Source organism: Serratia aquatilis, assembly GCF_044865145.1.
GTDB classification, from domain to species: Bacteria; Pseudomonadota; Gammaproteobacteria; order Enterobacterales; family Enterobacteriaceae; genus Chania; species Chania aquatilis.
The window spans coordinates 2419413-2439558 of record NZ_CP173186.1 but is presented as its reverse complement, the minus strand read 5'-3'; the positions used below and the strand labels follow the sequence as shown (position 1 = coordinate 2439558).

At 47.4% G+C, this 20146-nt stretch carries 17 protein-coding genes; 8 read left to right on the top strand and 9 right to left on the bottom strand.

Annotation, left to right across the window (positions count from 1 at the left end):
- Positions 1-19 precede the first annotated feature (19 nt).
- The 4 genes from SAQUA_RS10950 to SAQUA_RS10935 form a co-directional block, all read right to left on the bottom strand.
- Positions 20-1945, bottom strand: a complete 1926-nt coding sequence (locus SAQUA_RS10950) for a DNA topoisomerase III (protein WP_380673460.1) — start codon at positions 1943-1945, stop codon at positions 20-22.
- On the bottom strand, positions 1945-3042 hold the full coding sequence (gene mnmH / locus SAQUA_RS10945; RefSeq protein ID WP_380673458.1) for a tRNA 2-selenouridine(34) synthase MnmH: 1098 nt from the start codon (positions 3040-3042) through the stop codon (positions 1945-1947). The genes SAQUA_RS10950 and mnmH overlap by 1 nt, the downstream gene beginning before the upstream one ends.
- Positions 3043-3064: 22 nt before the next feature.
- The gene (gene selD / locus SAQUA_RS10940; RefSeq protein ID WP_380673456.1) at positions 3065-4108 is read right to left on the bottom strand and encodes a selenide, water dikinase SelD; all 1044 of its coding nucleotides are present in this window, start codon (positions 4106-4108) and stop codon (positions 3065-3067) included.
- 169 nt (positions 4109-4277) lie between these two features.
- On the bottom strand, positions 4278-4829 hold the full coding sequence (locus tag SAQUA_RS10935) for an NAD(P)H nitroreductase (protein WP_380673642.1): 552 nt from the start codon (positions 4827-4829) through the stop codon (positions 4278-4280).
- A 159-nt stretch (positions 4830-4988) separates the two neighbouring features.
- On the opposite strand from SAQUA_RS10935, the gene sppA reads away from it, so the two are divergent.
- The 3 genes from sppA (at position 4989) to pncA (ending at position 8600) form a co-directional block, all read left to right on the top strand.
- Complete coding sequence (sppA, locus tag SAQUA_RS10930) at positions 4989-6842, top strand: signal peptide peptidase SppA (RefSeq protein ID WP_380673454.1); 1854 nt, start codon at positions 4989-4991, stop codon at positions 6840-6842.
- A 91-nt stretch (positions 6843-6933) separates the two neighbouring features.
- Positions 6934-7950 carry an asparaginase gene (ansA, locus tag SAQUA_RS10925; protein WP_380673452.1) on the top strand — a complete coding sequence of 339 codons (1017 nt, stop codon included), beginning with the start codon at positions 6934-6936 and terminating at the stop codon, positions 7948-7950.
- A 17-nt stretch (positions 7951-7967) separates the two neighbouring features.
- Complete coding sequence (gene pncA, locus SAQUA_RS10920) at positions 7968-8600, top strand: bifunctional nicotinamidase/pyrazinamidase (RefSeq protein WP_380673450.1); 633 nt, start codon at positions 7968-7970, stop codon at positions 8598-8600.
- Positions 8601-8677: 77 nt separating this feature from the next.
- Here pncA and SAQUA_RS10915 read toward each other — a convergent pair whose 3' ends face one another.
- Both SAQUA_RS10915 and msrB read right to left on the bottom strand, forming a co-directional pair.
- Positions 8678-8950, bottom strand: coding sequence for a YeaC family protein (locus SAQUA_RS10915; RefSeq protein ID WP_380673448.1), 273 nt, complete (start codon positions 8948-8950; stop codon positions 8678-8680).
- 70 nt (positions 8951-9020) lie between these two features.
- Positions 9021-9434 carry a peptide-methionine (R)-S-oxide reductase MsrB gene (gene msrB / locus SAQUA_RS10910; RefSeq protein ID WP_380673446.1) on the bottom strand — a complete coding sequence of 138 codons (414 nt, stop codon included), beginning with the start codon at positions 9432-9434 and terminating at the stop codon, positions 9021-9023.
- A gap of 347 nt (positions 9435-9781) precedes the next feature.
- Between msrB and gapA the strand changes: the two genes are divergently transcribed.
- Together gapA and SAQUA_RS10900 are read left to right on the top strand one after the other, a co-directional pair.
- Positions 9782-10777, top strand: a complete 996-nt coding sequence (gene gapA, locus SAQUA_RS10905) for a glyceraldehyde-3-phosphate dehydrogenase (protein WP_380673444.1) — start codon at positions 9782-9784, stop codon at positions 10775-10777.
- Positions 10778-10988: 211 nt separating this feature from the next.
- A complete protein-coding gene (locus SAQUA_RS10900; protein WP_380673442.1) occupies positions 10989-11864 on the top strand; it encodes a D-hexose-6-phosphate mutarotase in 876 nt (291 codons plus the stop codon).
- A 93-nt stretch (positions 11865-11957) separates the two neighbouring features.
- Here SAQUA_RS10900 and SAQUA_RS10895 read toward each other — a convergent pair whose 3' ends face one another.
- Positions 11958-12719, bottom strand: a complete 762-nt coding sequence (locus tag SAQUA_RS10895) for a MipA/OmpV family protein (RefSeq protein WP_380673440.1) — start codon at positions 12717-12719, stop codon at positions 11958-11960.
- 420 nt (positions 12720-13139) lie between these two features.
- Here SAQUA_RS10895 and yeaG point away from each other — a divergent pair, with 420 nt between their 5' ends.
- Both yeaG and SAQUA_RS10885 read left to right on the top strand, forming a co-directional pair.
- Complete coding sequence (gene yeaG / locus SAQUA_RS10890) at positions 13140-15074, top strand: protein kinase YeaG (RefSeq protein ID WP_380673438.1); 1935 nt, start codon at positions 13140-13142, stop codon at positions 15072-15074.
- A gap of 179 nt (positions 15075-15253) precedes the next feature.
- A complete protein-coding gene (locus SAQUA_RS10885) occupies positions 15254-16525 on the top strand; it encodes a YeaH/YhbH family protein (protein ID WP_380673436.1) in 1272 nt (423 codons plus the stop codon).
- 463 nt (positions 16526-16988) lie between these two features.
- Here SAQUA_RS10885 and cspA read toward each other — a convergent pair whose 3' ends face one another.
- Positions 16989-17201, bottom strand: a complete 213-nt coding sequence (cspA, locus tag SAQUA_RS10880; RefSeq protein ID WP_380673434.1) for an RNA chaperone/antiterminator CspA — start codon at positions 17199-17201, stop codon at positions 16989-16991.
- A gap of 362 nt (positions 17202-17563) precedes the next feature.
- On the opposite strand from cspA, the gene SAQUA_RS10875 reads away from it, so the two are divergent.
- Entirely contained in the window at positions 17564-17740 is a 177-nt protein-coding gene (locus SAQUA_RS10875; protein ID WP_380673432.1) for a GhoT/OrtT family toxin, read from the top strand.
- Positions 17741-18683: 943 nt separating this feature from the next.
- Here SAQUA_RS10875 and SAQUA_RS10870 read toward each other — a convergent pair.
- Positions 18684-19988, bottom strand: a complete 1305-nt coding sequence (locus SAQUA_RS10870; protein WP_380673430.1) for a D-amino acid dehydrogenase — start codon at positions 19986-19988, stop codon at positions 18684-18686.
- Positions 19989-20146 lie beyond the last annotated feature (158 nt).

The window sequence follows — 20146 nt, the reverse complement described above, 5'->3', positions numbered from 1 at the left end:
CAGTTTATGATTAGCAGGCTCACTCATTGTTTTCACGAACCTTACTAGCTCCTTTTTTACGCTTCTTCGCCCCGGCTGACGGCGGAGGTGGTAGGCCACGAAATGCTGTACTGGCTCGGCTTTGCTTAGCTTGTTGGATCAACTGTTGTAAAGTCCCTTCCAGTGGCTGCATGAAATCCTGATAACGACACGATTTTTCGCTGATCTGCGTCAGTGTGGCCTCCCATTGTGCCGTCATATCGGGGCGAGCAGCCAGATCTGGCAGAGAATGAATCAACGCCCGCCCGGTTTCACTGGAATGGATATAACGACCCTTTTTGTAGAGAAATGCTCGCTTGAACAGTAGCTCGATAATGCCCGCTCGTGTCGCCTCGGTACCTAAACCATCCGTAGCTCGCAGGATTTTCTTCAGTGCTTTATCTTGAACGAAACGTGCAATGCCAGTCATGGCTGAAAGCAAACTGGCATCGGTAAAGGGCCTTGGTGGTTGAGTCTGCCGCTCAACCACTTCACCACGCTCACACAACAACTCGTCACCTTTGGCAACTACAGGCAATGGTGCCCCTTCATTTTCCTCATCACGCTCTTTGCTGCCCAACAGAGTCCGCCAACCCGCTTCAGCCAGAAAACGCGCCTTGGCAATAAACTTACCTCCAGCAATATCCAGTTCAATCACACATTTACGGAACATCGCATCTGGACAAAACTGCATGAGATATTGCCGAGCCACCAAGCCATAAACGTTCAGTTCATCTTTACTCAAGCTGGCTTTACTGGCACGCGCGGTTGGAATAATAGCATGGTGTGCATCTACTTTTTTATCATCCCAACAACGATTGCGGCGCTCACTATCAATAATCGGCTGCGGGTAGAGATCAGGCTGATGTACACCGATCGCATTCAATACAGCGTGACGCCCGGCAAAATGTTCCTCTGGCAAATAGCGGCAATCTGAGCGCGGGTAGGTGATCAACTTATGGGTTTCATACAATCGCTGACAGACATCCAACACCTGCTGAGCACTTAAATTAAAGCGCTTGGAGGCTTCGATCTGGAGTGTTGAAAGGGAAAATGGCAACGGAGCAGTATCTGATTCCCGTTTATCATTATACGAGGTGACCTGCGCCGGTTGCCCTTCAATGCGTTTAACCACATGATCAGCTAATGGCCGGTGAAGTAAACGCCCTTCTTCGTCCTGATAAGGTTCGCAGGACTCACTCGGCTGCCACAGAGCGACAAAACGTTCTTCTTTTGGCGTAACAATATGCGCCTTCACTTCAAAAAAATCTTTTGGAATGAAATTTTCGATCTCTTCATCCCGGCGCACCACCAGCCCCAACACTGGCGTCTGTACCCGTCCAACTGAGAGAACACCGTCATACCCTGCGCTTCGCCCTAGCAGCGTATAGGCACGGGTCATATTGATACCATACAACCAATCGGCACGTGCTCGGGCCAAAGCAGAAACGCACAGTGGGATGAAGTCACGATTATCCCGCAAACGTTCGATGGCGCGTTCGACCGCCTGCGGATTAAGATCGTTAATCAGGCAGCGGCGCACGCGTTGCCGTTTTTCCGGCGTCAGTGCCAGATAATCCAGCACCTCATCAACCAATAATTGCCCTTCTCGATCGGGGTCTCCCGCATGGATCACTTCGTCAGCTTGCGTCAGTAAGTTTTTAATAGCATTCAGCTGCTTACTGACGGAAGGCCGCGGCTGTAACAGCCACTTCTGCGGGATAATGGGTAAATCGGCCAACGACCAGCGTGCATAACGGCTGTCGTAAACATCCGGTTGAGCCTGTTCCAGCAGGTGCCCTACACACCAGGTCACTACATCGTTGCTACCACAAGCAATAAATCCATCCCCACGACGATGCGGTTTTGGTAATACATCCGCAATGGCGCGGGCCAAACTCGGTTTTTCGGCAATAAATAGTCGCATTATTCACCGCTATTCTGGCTATACGTCATCAGGAATTCTCTTACCTCAGCATAGTTTCCGCGGAAGATAATACGCTGAGTTTTCTTTTCTAATTGGTAGCGGTACATCGGATCGTAATAATGTTGCAACAAGGGTATCAACCATTGCTGATGGGCCTCACTGTTACCTCCTGTCCGTTGCAGTTGGAGTGCTGAAACCAATCGTTGCCTGAGTTGTTGGAAACGCTCCAACCCCAAGCGACGACGAATGGCGAACAGACCATGATGCAGATATTCATCATAGTGTTGCCAACCTTGCTCTTGACCATAAGCCTGCTCGAAAGCCAGGCGCATCTTGTCGATATACTCGTCCTGCAACCGAGCTACCCGCACTTCAAACGGGTCGTCTATGGCTACTAGGGGCGCTTGCTGCATGCTATTAAACAAACCCAACGGCAAATTATTGGAACCGATAATTCGGCTTTCATCTTCCAGCACCCAATGGCGACAGCCAGCATGCTGTTTTTTCAGCATTTTCACCGCCAATTGATTCTCAAAGTTAATCTGTGTGGACTGTTTCACCAACGTTCTGCCAAAAGATGAACCGCGATGGCAGGCAATGCCTTCCAAATCAATCCCAGCGGTCAGCTCATTGATCAATAGCGTTTTACCACAGCCAGTATTCCCTCCGACGATCACCATCGGTAAAGCCGCTACGGTTTCGAGCGTATCAAGCAGAAAATTACGTAATGCCTTATACCCCCCCAGGACTCGCGGATAATCAACGCCAGCTTCATGCAGCCATTGCTGCACTAATTGTGAACGTAGCCCACCGCGAAAGCAGTAAAGATACCCTTCTGGCTGCTTGTGACATCGCTCAATCCACGCCTGAGTTCGCTCATCGCGCGCTTTCCCATTCACCAAACTGTGGCCCAGGGCAATCGCAGCCTCCTGACCATGTTGTTTGAAACAAGTCCCCACTATCTGGCGTTCGCTGTCATTCATCAAAGGCAAGTTTATGGCCGAAGGGAAAGCACCTTGCTGAAACTCTATGGGAGCGCGGACATCGATAAGCGGAACATCCTGCAGAAAAAGGCGCTGATAGTCTTTTGTATCCATCCTGGTTTGCACAGTTACCACACTAGACAACCTCTACCAGCGACTTGCCTGGCTGAACAATATGCAACTCACCGATTGCATTCATGGTGATACCATGACGGGCGGCAATTGCCATAACTTCAGACTCTGCCTCAGGCAAAACGGCCAGTAACAGGCCACCAGACGTTTGCGGATCACAGAGTAGTTGACGCTGCAGATCGCTCAGAGGACCAATCAGGTGACCATAACTGTCAAAATTACGCCCTGTTCCCCCCGGCACACAGCCTTCAGCGATGTAACGTTCAACATCAGGTAACTTGGGTATCTGATCAAACCATAGGGTTGCTTGTAGTTCAGACCCCTGGCACATTTCAGTAAGGTGACCAAGTAGCCCAAAACCAGTAACATCGGTCATTGCCGTCACGCCAGCGACTTCGGCAAAATCAGCTCCAGGCTTATTTAATTGACACATCACCTGCGTTGCCAACCCTTCATGCTCTGGTTGTAACTTACTTTTCTTTTCTGCCGTCGTCAGCACGCCTATGCCAAGTGGCTTTGTCAGGAACAGCTTGCTTCCAGGCCGAGCCGCACTGTTTTTCTTGACGCGTTCTGTACTAACTATCCCGGTCACTGCCAAGCCAAAAATCGGTTCTGGAGCATCAATCGAGTGCCCACCGGCTAGCACGATCCCCGCTTGCTGGCAAGCATAGCGCCCACCATCAATCACCTGCTGAGCCACTTCCGCAGGCAGTGTTGCAATCGGCCAACCCAGAATAGCGATTGCCATGATCGGCTTGCCACCCATCGCATACACATCGCTAATCGCATTTGCCGCAGCAATGCGGCCAAAATCGAACGGGTTATCAACGATAGGCATAAAAAAATCTGTGGTACTGATAATCCCAACACCGTTGCCAATGTCATACACAGCAGCATCGTCACGTGTTTCATTGCCCACTAACAGATGCGGATCGATAAACTTTTCCTGTTCGCTATGCAGTATGGTTTCAAGAACTTTCGGTGAGATTTTACAGCCGCAGCCAGCGCCATGGCTGTACTGGGTTAAACGAATGGCTGGCAATGTCATAGTCCACTCCCTTTGAGTCATACACAACAAGGATATCACGATGAGGCATAGGGTAGCGCTTGCCGAAGGGATTGGTAAGAGCAGGTTGCCATTATGCGTTCGACCTGCTCAGAAACAGTACAGAATTGTGGGATATCGCGCACTTTAGTGCACGAACCAACGTTCTTGATCAGTAATAACTGACAAAAGGCGAACTATCGGGAGCAACAACTTTAGTTGAAGCTTTCAATTGTGGAGTACCTAGGTAGAGAAAACCGACAATTTCGTCTTGTTCACGGCAGGCAAAAGCCTCACGAACCAACGGATGCTCGGTCCAGACACCGGTGCGCCAAATGCCGTTAAACCCTTGCGCAAGTGCAGCCATCTGCATCGCCTGCACTGCACAACCGGCTGATACAACCTGCTCCCAGCGTGGTACTTTCGGATTTTCACTGCAGTGGGCTACAACGGTGATAATCAATGGAGCCCGGAAAGGAGCCTGTTTAGCCTTTTCGATTGCCGTCGCATCCAATTCATCCTGTTTGGCCGCAGTCTGCAATAATTCACTGAAACGGACCAATCCCTGCTCTTCGATCAACACAAAACGCCACGGCTGCAGTGCGCCATGATCGGGGGCTCGCATACCAGCATTAATGATATTCTGGCGTATCTCACCTGTAGGTGCCGGGGCTACCAGACGCGACGCTGAACGACGGTTCAGCAAAAGTTCCAATGCATCCATCATTTACTCCTGATAACAATTTTCATTTAAATCACGTTAACATAGCTCAACAAGGAGTTACAGCCTCTGTAATACTGTACGTACAGATGATTTAAAGCTGACATTTCCTGATCCACTCATTAGGATAGCGGGACATTCTCGACTCTTGTTGGAGAGCATATGCGCACATTGTGGCGATTTATTGCAGGTATATTCAAATGGTCATGGCGCCTGGTTAATTTTGTCAGGGAACTGATCCTTAACTTGTTCCTGGTTTTACTGATCCTGGTTGGGGTTGGTGTTTATCTTTCATTCCAAAGCAGTACCTCTGTAGAAGCCCCTAAAGGCGCATTACTGGTTGATCTCAGCGGCGTAGTCGTCGATCAACCCTCAATGAACAGCCGTGTTCGTCAGTGGGGCCGTGAACTGTTAGGTGCTTCTAGCAACCGTTTACAAGAGAATTCGCTGTTTGATCTTGTAGATACCATCCGCCAGGCTAGAGATGATAAAAACATCACCGGCATGGTATTACAGTTGAATGACTTTGCCGGAGCCGACCAGCCCTCATTGCAATATATTGGTAAAGCACTGCGCGAATTCCGCGACAGCGGTAAACCGATTTTTGCTATTGGCGATAGCTACAATCAGACGCAGTATTTTCTGGCCAGCTATGCCAATAAAGTATTCCTATCACCACAAGGTGCTGTAGACCTTCATGGTTTTGCCACCAATAACCTGTACTACAAATCGCTTCTGGAAAACCTCAAGGTCACAACCAACATATTCCGAGTTGGCACCTACAAGTCAGCCGTAGAGCCCTTGATCCGCGATGATATGTCACCAGAGGCCAGGGAAGCAGATAACCGCTGGGTTGGCGGACTGTGGCAAAACTATCTGACTACGGTTGCGGCTAATCGTCAACTCACGCCTGAGCAACTATTCCCAGGCGCTACAGGTATCATTCAAGGCTTACAGGCAGCCGGTGGGAATACGGCGAAGTTCGCTTTAGACAGCAAACTGGTCGATGAACTGGCATCCCGGACAGAAATAGAAAACCAGTTGGTGAAAGCTTTCGGTTGGAATAAGCAAAGTAATAATTTCAACGCGGTAAGCATCTACGATTATCAGCCTAAACCTACGCCAGATAAAGGTGGAGAGATAGCAGTCATCCTTGCCAACGGCGCAATTATGGATGGTCAACAGACGCCGGGTGCCGTAGGGGGTGATTCAACCGCCGCTGAATTGCGTCAGGCTCGGCTGGATCCGAAAATCAAAGCCGTGGTTTTGCGTGTGAATAGCCCAGGAGGCAGCGTTAGCGCGTCAGAGGTGATTCGTTCAGAATTAGCAGCTACTCGTGCTGCGGGTAAACCTGTAGTCGTATCCATGGGCGGTATGGCGGCATCTGGCGGGTATTGGATTTCAACACCGGCAGATTACATTATTGCCAGCCCTAGCACACTTACCGGTTCAATCGGTATTTTCGGTGTCATCAACACCTATGAGAATACGCTTGGCAGCATTGGTGTTCATACCGATGGTGTTGCTACCTCCCCACTAGCGGATCTGGCCCTAACCAAAGCGTTGCCGCCCGCTTTCTCGCAGATGATGCAGATGAACATTGAGAATGGGTATCAAAACTTTATCGACCTTGTCGCCACTGCACGTAAAATGACACCAGAACAGGTTGATAAGATTGCTCAAGGCCACGTGTGGATTGGCAGTGACGCCAAGAAAAATGGCTTGGTTGACCAACTGGGCGATTTTGACGACGCAGTGAAAAAAGCTGCAGAGCTGGCAAAATTACCAGAATGGCAACTTAGCTGGTTTGTCGATAGTCCGAGCCTGGCAGATATGTTCCTAAGTCAATTCGGCATTTCTATCCATGCGATGTTGCCGGCCGCGATCCAATCGATGCTACCAGCACCACTCGCCTCAGTTGCTATGGCAATGAAAGAGCAACCGGGTTTGTTCAATAATCTGAACGATCCGCAACATCGCTATGCGATCTGCCTGACATGCGGTGAAGTTCGCTAGTATTTTAATCTCTCGCCCGGCCACCCACCGGGCTTTTTTCTACCACATTCTTCCTATAATTCAGTCAATCTGAGCCCATAAGATTTTTGTTATGCAAAAAAAATCCATTTACGTCTCTTATACCGGTGGCACTATCGGTATGCAACGCTCTGAGCACGGCTATATCCCGGTTTCCGGCCATCTGCAATGCCAACTGGCACTTATGCCTGAATTCCACAGGCAGGAAATGCCTGACTTTACCATTCATGAATATATGCCGCTGATCGACTCTTCAGATATGACACCCGAGGATTGGCAACACATCGCAGATGATATTAAGCAGAATTACGAGCGATATGACGGATTTGTCATCCTCCATGGTACGGATACCATGGCGTTTACCGCCTCTGCACTCTCTTTCATGCTGGAAAATCTCGATAAACCGGTTATTGTGACAGGGTCACAAATACCTTTGGCAGAACTGCGTTCTGATGGTCAAACCAACCTGCTGAATGCACTATATCTGGCGGCCAACCATCCGATAAATGAAGTCAGTCTGTTCTTCAACAACAAACTGTTTCGTGGCAACCGTACCACTAAAGCTCATGCCGATGGTTTTGATGCCTTTGCCTCCCCAAACTTGCCTCCACTTCTAGAGGCAGGGATCCATATCCGCCGTCAGGCCGGCATTTCATCTCCGGTTTGTAATGGTGATTTGATCGTACATAACATCACTCCTCAGCCGATTGGCGTTGTTACGATTTATCCCGGAATTTCTGGTGCCGTTGTGCGTAACTATTTGCTTCAACCGGTAAAAGCGCTAATTCTACGCTCGTACGGTGTTGGCAATGCTCCGCAAAAAGCCGAATTAATTGATGAATTGCGTGATGCATCCGCGCGTGGCATCGTGGTCGTTAACCTGACCCAATGCATTTCGGGTCGAGTCAACATGGAAGGTTATGCCACAGGTAATGCACTTGCACAGGCTGGAGTGGTCAGCGGTTTTGATATGACGGTGGAAGCAACGCTAACCAAGTTGCACTACCTCTTGAGCCAGCAACTTACCCCTGAACAAATCCGTACTCAGATGCAGCAGGACTTACGTGGCGAACTCAGCTCAGTGGGTTAACCGATTTTGGAGTGAAGATGAAAACCGCTTTGTTATTGATTGATTTACAAAACGATTTTTGCCCAGGGGGCGCTTTGGCCGTGGCTGAGGGCGATGACACCATTGCCATAGCTAATCTGGCAATCGAAGTTTGTCGTGCTCGTAATGAAGTCATCGTTGCCAGCCAAGATTGGCATCCGGCTAATCACCGCAGTTTTGCGGTAAATTCACACACAGAAGTCGGTACGCTAGGACAACTTAAAGGGTTACCACAGGTTTGGTGGCCTGTGCATTGTGTGCAAGAAACATATGGTGCTGAGCTCCATGTTCAGCTCAATCGGCAGCACATCGCAGCGGTTTTTCGTAAAGGTGAAGACCCTGATATCGACAGTTACAGCGCTTTCTTTGACAACGGACATAGAGCACAAACAGCACTTCACAGATGGCTTCAATTCCAAGGGATCACGCATCTTGCCATCATGGGATTAGCAACTGATTATTGCGTTAAATACAGTGTGTTAGATGCCCTAAACCTGGGCTATCACACTCAGGTGATTATCGATGGTTGCCGCGGTGTCAATTTGCAGCCGCTAGATAGCCAGCATGCGTTGACTGAAATGCAACATGCAGGAGCACAACTTGTTACGCTGTCACAATTTATTCAGCAGTAAACTCAAGGGCAACCTTTAGCAATCACGCAAGATTTTAAATCTCTAGGGCGATGCGGCCATCGCCCTACTGTTCAATTTTACTGCGGCTTAAGTTTGGTGAAAGGCTCCGCAACAAACTGTTGCTTCAGCTCTTGTTTGCTTTTCATTACGATTTGCCCGTCGGTACCAATACTCATATGTTGCGCTTCGGTGTTGTTCATCGACTGCCAAAGCATTACTGCCTGAAGGCTGTGTTCCTTCTGCTCGGCAGTCAAAGCAACACCATCCGGCCACTTACCCAGTTCGACTGCCTGGACTAACCGTTGGTAAATTTCCGGCGTCATGGCCGCAATCAGATCTTTTACTTCCATCAGAGCATTTCCTCACTCATGGGTAAAATAGAATAACTAGCTGAATCGATTTTGTTGATCTAATTACTACTTAACCAGCAGTTTTCTCACCGCTTTCACCGTCGGTAAAGGCCAGCGAAGCAGAGTTGACACAATAGCGTTCGCCAGTCGGCTGTGGTCCATCAGGGAACACGTGCCCCAAATGGGCATCACAGTGACCACAGCGAATCTCGACTCGATGCATATTATGAGATTTATCATCGAGATAGCGAACTGCATCATCAGATACCGGTTGATAAAAACTTGGCCAACCGCAGCCTGAGTCATACTTGCTGTCGGAGTAAAATAGTGGCGTATTGCAGCACAGGCAGTGGTAGACGCCTTCACGTTTGTTGTGCAGCAGTTTTCCCGAGTATGGGGCTTCAGTCCCGCGTTCTTGCGTCACATAGCGTTGGATTTCATTCAGTTCAGCGCGCGGTTGGTTGGGGGGTATATCTTTAGCCATCTGTGCTATTCCCAGAATAGAGATCATTACAACGAAAACAGTGAGCAATAATAACGAAAAATTAACAACGCTGCAGGCATTTTTAGCCTAGACTGTAGCGCATAAAGGTTACGCCGCAATTCTGTGTGACTTTCCTCACAAATTTTGCACGTATGGACTTTATACTTAGCAATTTGCCTCCATATCAAACAGAGGTCGGACGAAAACGGAATGTGCAATTCGTGTGCAAAACCCAGCCTTTGGTTTGACTTGCCGCAAGAATTGACACGATTCCGCTTGACGCTCGGTAAGGTTTTTGTAATTTTACAACCAACCTTTTATTCACTAACAAATAGCTGGTGGAATATATGACTATCAAAGTAGGTATCAACGGTTTTGGCCGTATCGGTCGCATTGTTTTCCGTGCTGCTCAGGAACGTTCTGACATCGAAATCGTTGCAATCAACGATCTGTTAGATGCTGAGTACATGGCTTACATGCTGAAGTATGACTCTACTCATGGCCGTTTCAACGGTACTGTAGAAGTTAAAGACGGCCATCTGGTTGTTAATGGCAAAACCATCCGTTGTACCTCAGAAAGAGATCCGGCTAACCTGAAGTGGAATGAAGTCAACGTTGACATCGTTGCTGAAGCAACTGGCCTGTTCCTGACTGACGAAACCGCTCGTAAACACATTGCAGCTGGTGCCAAGAAAGTTGTTCTGACTGGCCCATCTAAAGATGACACCCCAATGTTTGTTATGGGTGTGAACCACAAGTCCTACGCTGGCCAGGAAATCGTTTCTAACGCTTCTTGTACCACAAACTGCCTGGCACCACTGGCTAAAGTTATCAACGATAAATTCGGTATCGTTGAAGCGCTGATGACTACTGTTCACGCTACTACCGCTACCCAGAAAACCGTTGATGGCCCGTCTCACAAAGACTGGCGCGGCGGCCGCGGCGCATCTCAGAACATCATCCCTTCTTCTACCGGTGCGGCTAAAGCTGTAGGTAAAGTTATCCCAGAACTGAACGGCAAACTGACCGGTATGGCGTTCCGCGTTCCTACTCCGAACGTGTCTGTTGTTGACCTGACTGCTCGTCTGGCAAAACCAGCTTCTTACAAAGAGATTTGTGCCGCCATCAAAGCCGCTTCTGAAGGCGAGCTGAAAGGCGTGCTGGGCTACACCGAAGATGAAGTTGTCTCTACCGATTTCAACGGTGAGAAACTGACTTCTGTATTCGATGCCAAAGCAGGTATCGCATTAAGCGACACTTTCGTGAAACTGGTTTCTTGGTACGATAACGAAACTGGTTACTCTAACAAAGTGCTGGACTTGATCGCTCACATCTCCAAGTAATGGCATGATGCGAAGTTGAGTATAAAGAGGCGACATTATTGTCGCCCTTTTTGTTTTTGTACCCGTTGTTTTTCAACTGCAGCATCGTTATCTGTTCTCAGCTCTTGATTTTTAGCTGCTGCAGGCTCGGAGGATGCATGACTCAGCCATCTGACTGCAATTTGAAATTCATAGGATATATTTGTTTTTGCGGCGAAAAGAAGGCTATAACATGAACGAAAAAATCTTCACCCTACCCGTTACCGAACAAATCACCCCATTCATTAGTCAGCGCGAACTGGGCGAATTACCGATTATCGTGGTATCACATCCTAAAGTACGCGCGGCTATTACTCTTCAAGGTGCTCATTTGGTAGCCTGGCAACCAAGTGGCGATAACCCTGTAATTTGGTTGAGCAGCAATACGCCATTCAAGAAAGGCGTCGCAATCCGGGGTGGTGTGCCAATCTGCTGGCCGTGGTTCGGCCCAGTAAGCAATCCATCTCATGGCTTTGCCCGTAATCAACCTTGGCAGCTAACGGCTCACGGCGAAGATGACAACGGTGTGATCCTGACTTTCACACTCAAAGATAACGAGCAAACCCGCGAACTATGGCCGCATGATTTCACCCTGATTGCCCGCTTCAGGCTTGGTGAAGAATGTGAGATTGAACTTGAGTCACATGGGAATTATCAGGCTACAGCAGCACTGCATACCTACTTCCAGATTGGGGATATCAGCAGCGTAAAAGTTGCAGGTTTGGGTGAACAGTTTATTGATAAAGTAGCCAAAGGCGCTGAATCACGCCAAGTGGGTGATCTGGTGTTTACCGGGCAAACCGACCGAATTTATACCCACGCAGCAGCCTGCAGCCTCATTAATGATCCAGTGCTACAACGCACTATCGAAATAAGCCATCAACACATGAGTGATGTGATCGCTTGGAACCCTGGTGCCGAACTGTCTGGCAGCATGGCCGACATGTCTGATAATGGCTATAAGACCATGGTTTGTGTTGAGACCGGGCGTATATCAAAACCATTGGTTGCTTCAGGGGAACAGCCTGCTCGTTTGGCCGCTAAATTCCGTAGTCGCAAGCATAGCTGAGTCTCAGTTGGGAGCAGTGCACTGTAGTATAGCAAAAGGGGCGCCAACGCCCCTTTTTAGTGCAACCTATGCTCACTTGCAGTGCATACCAAGCTAGAAGTTGTAACTCACACCTGTCAACATGAGCCCTGTGTATGATTTATCTACCATTGGACTGTCCTTAACTTCGTTGGACAGTCTGATAACGCGCCCTGTCACAAAAGCATTCCAGTTCGGGTTGAATTTATAATTTGCCGTCAGTTCAACGTATGTCGCCAAACTATTACCTGGCTTATAGCTATCCAAACCACTGCGTTGTGACTCGTTTTCACTAACACCATAGTAGTACTCGGTCTGATTCTTACTGGTCCACGTAACACCGACACCTGGCACAAGTGTCCAGTTATCTGGCGTAAACCGATAAAGGTATGCCACATCACCCAGCATGCCGTTACTGTTATTCAACATATCCCCAGATAATACAGTGCGGATACTACCCCACGCTGCATTATGGGAATACGCCAGCCCTGCCATCAGCGTGCTGCGACGCTTATCTAAAAGCCTCATGCGGTCATCATCGCTATCACCGGGTTTAAAAAACTGAGGAAGGTAGTAGGCAGTGATGCTGAGCTTATTCTGCTGGTCATTCCACAGATAATATCCAGCGGTAAGACTACGGAAATAAAAGTTATCATTCTCGTAGTTAATGATCGGCACCGGATAAACTTTGGTTTTATAACCGCGGTAAGGCTCTGCCGCAATCCCTGCACCAGCACCAAGTGACAAGTTCCCAGCTTGAGCGCTATGCCCGTAAACCATCGCGGCAGCGATAAACGCTAGCGTTTTGAGTTGATAAATTTTCACTGGTTTTTCCATCCATAAGTTTGTGTAAATATTGCACGTAGTTTATGTGAAAATGTGATCGCTTGCCTGATATTTACAAAAGAAAATGATGAAGATCGAATAACTTAGAAAAAAAAATTAATTATTAATGCCGTTTTTTACCACAACCCGCATCAGATAAGGCATTCGGCTGTCTCTGCTGTAACTGAGTCATTGAAATGACTTAAAAAAGCCACTTTTCTTGCAGGAAATTTTCCAGTATGCAACTACGCTTAAATCAGAAGGTGAATTGATCTTGAGCTCAGTGGCAATTAAAGCGCAACTCGCGATAATAAGCGCACCAAGTTGGCATACGAGTTGCTGTACTCAGTGAGAGTTCACTCTTTCGGGAGCCAGAATACAAACACCAGCTCCTTTTTAACCTGTGCTAATAACGAAAGGACGGGCATCGCCATGAACATATTTGATCACTATCGCCAGCGCTACGAAGCTGCCAAGGACGAAGAGTTCACACTGCAGGAATTTCTTACCATTTGCAGGCAAGATCGCAGTGCCTATGCCAATGCGGCGGAACGTCTCCTAATGGCTATCGGTGAACCGGTCATGGTGGACACCGCGCTCGAATCACGCATGTCGCGCCTGTTTTCCAACCGCGTGATCGCTCGCTACCCGGCATTTGAGGAATTTTACGGCATGGAAGAAGCTATCGAACAGATAGTCTCTTACCTGAAACACGCAGCGCAGGGCCTGGAAGAGAAGAAACAAATTCTCTATCTGCTGGGGCCTGTAGGGGGCGGGAAATCTTCGCTGGCAGAACGTCTGAAAGCGTTGATGCAACGCGTACCTATTTACACTCTGAGCGCCAACGGCGAACGCAGCCCGGTAAATGACCACCCTTTGTGCCTGTTTAACCCGCAAGAGGATGCCACTATTCTTGACAAAGAATACAACATCCCAACTCGCTATCTTGGCACCATTATGTCGCCGTGGGCAGCAAAACGCCTGCACGAGTTTGGTGGCGACATTACAAAATTCAAAGTTGTGAAGGTTCGTCCTTCGATACTAGAACAAATTGCAATCGCTAAAACTGAACCCGGTGATGAGAATAACCAGGATATTTCTGCCCTGGTCGGTAAAGTGGACATTCGTAAATTGGAAAACCATGCGCAGAATGATCCAGATGCGTATGGCTACTCTGGTGCACTGTGCCGCGCTAACCAAGGGATAATGGAGTTCGTGGAGATGTTCAAAGCGCCTATCAAGGTGCTGCATCCTCTGCTAACTGCCACTCAGGAAGGTAACTATAACGGAACCGAGGGGATCTCTGCCCTGCCGTTCAGCGGTATTATCCTGGCTCACTCAAACGAATCGGAATGGGTCACCTTCCGAAACAACAAGAACAATGAGGCATTCCTCGACCGTGTTTACATTGTCAAGGTGCCATACTGCTTACGTGTTTCAGAAGAAATTAAGATCTACGATAAACTGCTAGATCATAGCGAGTTGACTCACGCACCTTGCGCTCCGGGAACGTTGGAAACCCTGGCTCGTTTCACCGTGCTATCGCGGCTGAAAGAACCCGAAAACTCAAGCATCTACTCAAAGATGCGTGTTTATGATGGCGAAAGTCTGAAAGACACCGATCCTAAAGCCAAGTCGTACCAGGAATATCGCGATTATGCTGGGGTTGATGAAGGGATGAATGGTCTTTCGACTCGTTTTGCCTTCAAAATCCTGTCTCGGGTATTCAACTTTGATCATGCCGAAGTTGCGGCCAACCCAGTACACTTATTCTATGTGCTGGAGCAACAGATCGAGCGTGAACAGTTCCCACAGGATATTGCTGAAAAATACCTTGAGCACCTGAAAGGCTATCTGATCCCGAAATATGCCGAATTTATCGGTAAGGAAATTCAGACAGCTTACTTGGAATCGTATTCTGAATATGGTCAGAACATTTTCGACCGTTATGTGACCTATGCGGACTTCTGGATCCAGGATCAGGAGTATAGAGATCCGGACACTGGTCAGTTGTTTGACCGTGAGTCATTGAATGCCGAACTGGAAAAAATCGAAAAACCAGCCGGTATCAGCAACCCGAAAGATTTCCGCAACGAAATCGTCAATTTTGTCCTGCGTGCACGCGCCAATAATAGTGGCCGGAACCCGAATTGGACCAGTTACGAGAAGTTGCGTACGGTTATCGAGAAGAAAATGTTCTCGAACACCGAAGAGTTACTGCCAGTCATTTCCTTTAATGCTAAAACCTCAACGGATGAGCAGAAAAAACACGATGATTTCGTCGACCGTATGATGGAGAAAGGCTATACACGCAAACAGGTTCGCTTACTTTGCGAATGGTATCTGCGGGTGAGAAAATCTTCATGATGTCAGCGGTAAATGACGTCATAGATGGCCTGTTTACCCAATCGATTTTGGGTTGCATCTAGGTATTCATGTGTGATCCCCAGCCACTCATTCGGCTGGGGAAAACACATAAAGCCAACGACGCTGTAGCTTAAAAAAATGCAGGGTAGAGAAAGTTGGCAACGTTGTTTGGGGGATGTATGGCGTATTTTATTGACCGACGGCTTAATGGCAAAAACAAGAGCATGGTGAACCGCCAGCGTTTCTTGCGTCGTTATAAGTCGCAAATCAAACAGTCGATCGCCGAAGCCATCAATAAGCGTTCGGTTACCGATGTGGATAGTGGCGAATCGGTTTCGATTCCTGCCGGCGATATCAGCGAACCTATGTTTCATCAAGGCCATGGTGGTACACGTCATCGTGTTCATCCTGGTAACGATCACTTCGTACAGAATGATCGTGTCGAACGCCCTCAAGGTGGCGGCGGAGGCGGCGGCAGTGGCCAGGGTAACGCCAGCCAAAACGGAGAAGGGCAAGACGAATTTGTATTCCAGATCTCTAAAGATGAGTATCTCGACTTGTTGTTCGAGGATCTGGCACTTCCTAATCTGAAGAAGAATCAATATAAGCAACTAACGGAATATAAAACACACCGTGCAGGTTATACCGCTAATGGTGTACCAGCTAATATTAGCGTTGTACGCTCACTGCAAAATTCTTTGGCAAGGCGTACGGCAATGACCGCCGGTAAACGGCGGGCATTGCATGAACTTGAAGACAGCCTTGCTCAGTTGGAAAATACCGAGCCGGTACAATTGCTGGAAGAGGAACGTCTTCGCAAGGAAATTGCTGAGCTGCGTAAAAAAATTGAAAGCGTGCCGTTTATTGATACCTTCGACCTGCGTTACAAGAATTATGAGCGCCGTCCAGAGCCTTCCAGTCAGGCAGTAATGTTTTGCCTAATGGACGTATCCGGCTCAATGGATCAGGCGACTAAAGACATGGCAAAGCGTTTTTATATTCTGCTGTATCTATTCCTCAGCAGAACCTATAAGAACGTGGATGTCGTTTATATTCGCCATCACACCCAGGCTAAAGAGGTTGATGAGCAAGAATTCTTTTATTCCCAGGAAACCGGCGGCACAATTGTATCTAGTGCCTTGAAATTGATGAGCGAAGTGGTGGAAGAGCGTTACGATCCTGCACAGTGGAACATTTATGCTGCACAGGCTTCTGACGGCGACAACTGGGCGGATGACTCACCACTATGTCACGAGCTGTTGGCAAAAAACATTTTGCCTGTAGTACGTTACTATAGTTACATCGAAATCACTCGCCGAGCCCACCAAACGCTGTGGCGTGAATATGAGCAACTGCAAGCGACATTTGAAAACTTTGCTATGCAACACATCCGTGAACCGGATGATATTTACCCAGTATTCCGGGAGTTATTCCATAAGCAGACGGCATAAAATGCCTATTTAACCAATAAAAACAGCCAGTTAAATATCATTTTCTGGCTGTTTTTTTATGCCGCTGAGTGATGTTGACGAGCGTTGTTAATCAGTGAGTTGCAATGAGTTTTGGGGAACAAAATTAACACATTGTTCTGCCAAACATCTCATCAAATCAGATGTGGGCATGAATTGTAAAAATTTGCCGGTCACTTTCCCGGCCGTCATGGTGTGGCGTAAGCGTCCATCGAACACTCCAACCTTACGCAGCCTAAGCGCGACCCTTTCACAACAGAAAAAACTACTTTTTAGAACAGGCTTTTCTGTTAATCAAGTAATTAACACTTTCAGGTTTTTTCGAAGCTAAAAAACAGATTCAATCCCGGAACAAGCCCGGGATTGATGGTGTGGATTATTACTTGTCTGCTCAGGCTTACGCCATCATCGCTATTGCAAGGTCTAACCACAGGGCTACTTCACGTTACATCGCAGTAACGTTACCAGCCGAAGGGCCTTTAGCACCATTTTCGATGGTGAATTCAACTTTTTGGCCTTCATCAAGGGTTTTGTAGTCATTGCCTTGGATAGCAGAGAAGTGTACGAACACATCTTTGCTGCCATCAGCAGGAGAAATGAAACCAAAACCTTTACCAGCGTCAAACCATTTTACTAAACCAGTCATTTTATTAGACATAGATACTTCCTTCATTATTTTGGCCGCCATAGTGGCGAAAGGGGTCTGCTATTCAGTGAAAACTTATGGGGCACTAAAGAAGGAAATTCGCGGAAGAAGAGGTATCTATATAGGATATCGCTAATACTGAGAACTACTTTACTAAAATTGCTTTCATAAGGTCTGTGCTACAAACCGATGACGCTATTTACTCATAAGCATCATTCATTAGCAAGGTTTATTTATGATTATTTTTAATGCCCTGCTTAATTTTCCGGCAGAGATGAGCATTTCCTTTACTTATCATAAGGATAAAACAGCCATTGATTATAAAAGGATCTCAATCTAAAATGCATTAAAGAATAACAACCGGGCTTGGTTTCATGTCATCGCTGTGGGTAGTGATACAATACATTTATTTAATTGGTTTGGTCGTTTCAATGATCATTACATTTTTAGTAAGCCGTGAAACCATTAAAATCCGGTTTTTCAGCGCTTTGATCATTGGTCTGACTTGGCCATTGAGTCTACCTGTAGTATTGTTGTTTTCTCTATTTTAGCGATACAAATCCCATCAGCCCCAGAAAAATGCATTGTGACCCCTTTCACTTAAACGCAGTTGCTAACTTATGATTCGCTGCGGGATTTGTAGCCTTGATATAATCTAAACAGCAATAATACCCCTCCCCACATAACCAAATTGACAATAAACCATATGGTAAGCAGGTAGAAAAAGGTCTGGTAGAATGGTATTCCACGATCTGCGGAAAATGGATTAAAATGCCATCCTTTAACAATATTGAAGGGATTCAAATTAAGCCATTCAAAAATGTAAGTTGCTAATGCAGGCGGCATCAGAAAATAAGTCAAAAATGTGCATACAAGCAGTATGCTGGTTCCTTTTTCACACTCATAGCCTTCCATATCAATATGTTACCACCATGTGCGTTAGGTTATTGGCTAAACGGAACTTAGTTATACAGACTGGTAATCAGGGGATTAGTTCACGTGTCATTGTAATTAAAAGCGAATATTCTGAATACTTGTTACTACATGAAAATTGCAAATACTTGCCATAAAAATGGCCCCCAGGACTAAAGCTTGCTCATACTTCTTCAGTCATGCCTCGACTAAACCGCCTTGGGTCATATTGACATTTATTGCTGGACGAAACTGTCTAGGACTATTGGTTACTTATGAATATAAGGTTCTGATATATCTACCATCCGGCAAATCTTGCTAGAGCTGCGGGCATTTTCGCAAATTTTGTCAGCCACGAAAACGCCAAGGTAGCCTAACACCAACAGATAACCCACCATGCATACAATAAAAATGAACGTTCTCAACCGTGGCAACCTGGCAAAAAGACACGGGTTATCATAGCGCGAATAAGCAGTTGTGCATATTTCAAAGCATATCTACACCGCCTTGTATCTCCTTTTAAAACCTACCCAGCAGATTTATTGCGAGTTATCAGCCTTCAGACCGGAAGCATGGCAATATTCAACGTACCGGGTGCACATCGTTGCGCGGGAAGGCCTGCTCCTTACTGCCGCGATTACTATAACGCGCTACCGCCAGATCGTCTGATGAGATCGCTGGTTTGGTACCTGAAATCAAATCAGCCAGCAGTTGACCAGAACCACAGGCCATAGTCCAACCTAGCGTGCCATGTCCGGTATTCAAATAGAGATTCTTAAGAGAAGTACGGCCAACAATGGGTGTGCCATCAGGCGTCATCGGTCGAAGGCCCGTCCAGAATATCCCCTCCTCAATACGCCCACCGTTTGGATAAAGATCACGTACCACCATCTCCAGAGTTTCACGGCGTTTCTGCTCTAACTGAGTATTGAAACCAACAATTTCCGCCATGCCACCAACACGAATTCGCTGATCAAAACGGGTGATTGCAATTTTAAAGGTTTCATCGAGTACGGTTGAGAATGGAGCAGCAGCTTCATCAGCGATTGGGATAGTTAATGAATAGCCTTTAAGCGGGTAAACAGGTATAGAAACCAGACCACGCAACAATGCTGTGGAATATGAGCCGAACGCGACAACATAGCTGTCGCCCTTGATAATTTCTCCGTCGCATCTCACTCCGGCAATTTTATCGCCATCCACCAGCAAACCATCGACATTATGATTAAAGAGAAAATTGACACCCGCCTGCTGGGCCAATTTAGCCAAGTGTTGCGTGAACAACTGGCAATCCCCGGTTTCATCGTTCGGTAACTGAAGTCCACCTGTCAGTTTATGTGCCACCTGAGCGAGGGCAGGCTCAATGGTTGCCAATTGGCTGGATTCTAGCAGCTTGTAAGGGACCCCTGCATCTTCCAACACGGCAATATCCTTGGCGGCGTTTTCGAACTGCTGCGGGGTACGAAACAGTTGCAATGTTCCCCCTTGACGGCCTTCATACTGAATCCCAGTTTCTTCGCGTAGTGCCTTTATGCAGTCACGGCTATATTCAGCCAAGCGCACCATACGTCCTTTGTTGGTCATATAATGGGTGGTGTTACAGTTTTTCAGCATTTGCCACATCCAGCGCAACTGGAAACTACTGCCATCAAGGCGAACCGCCAACGGCGCATGTCGCTGAAACATCCATTTAATGGCTTTTAGCGGTACACCCGGTGCCGCCCAAGGTGCAGCATAACCTGGCGAGATCTGACCGGCATTGGCCGCACTGGTTTCAAGTGCTGGCCCAGGCTGACGGTCAATCACTGTCACCTCGTGACCCGCCTTCGCTAAGTACCAGGCGCTAGCCACCCCCACTACCCCGCTCCCTAAAATTACCACATGCATTTTCGCCTCCTGCCAACGTTTTTAAAAAGCACAATCACCTGGTCACAGGAAATTAACTCAGCGTAAAAAACCATCCAACAAATTAATTATCTATCGTGACAAGATTCACAATTATTTTACCAAATATGCGTTCTTCCTGCAAAACACTGCTCAATAGA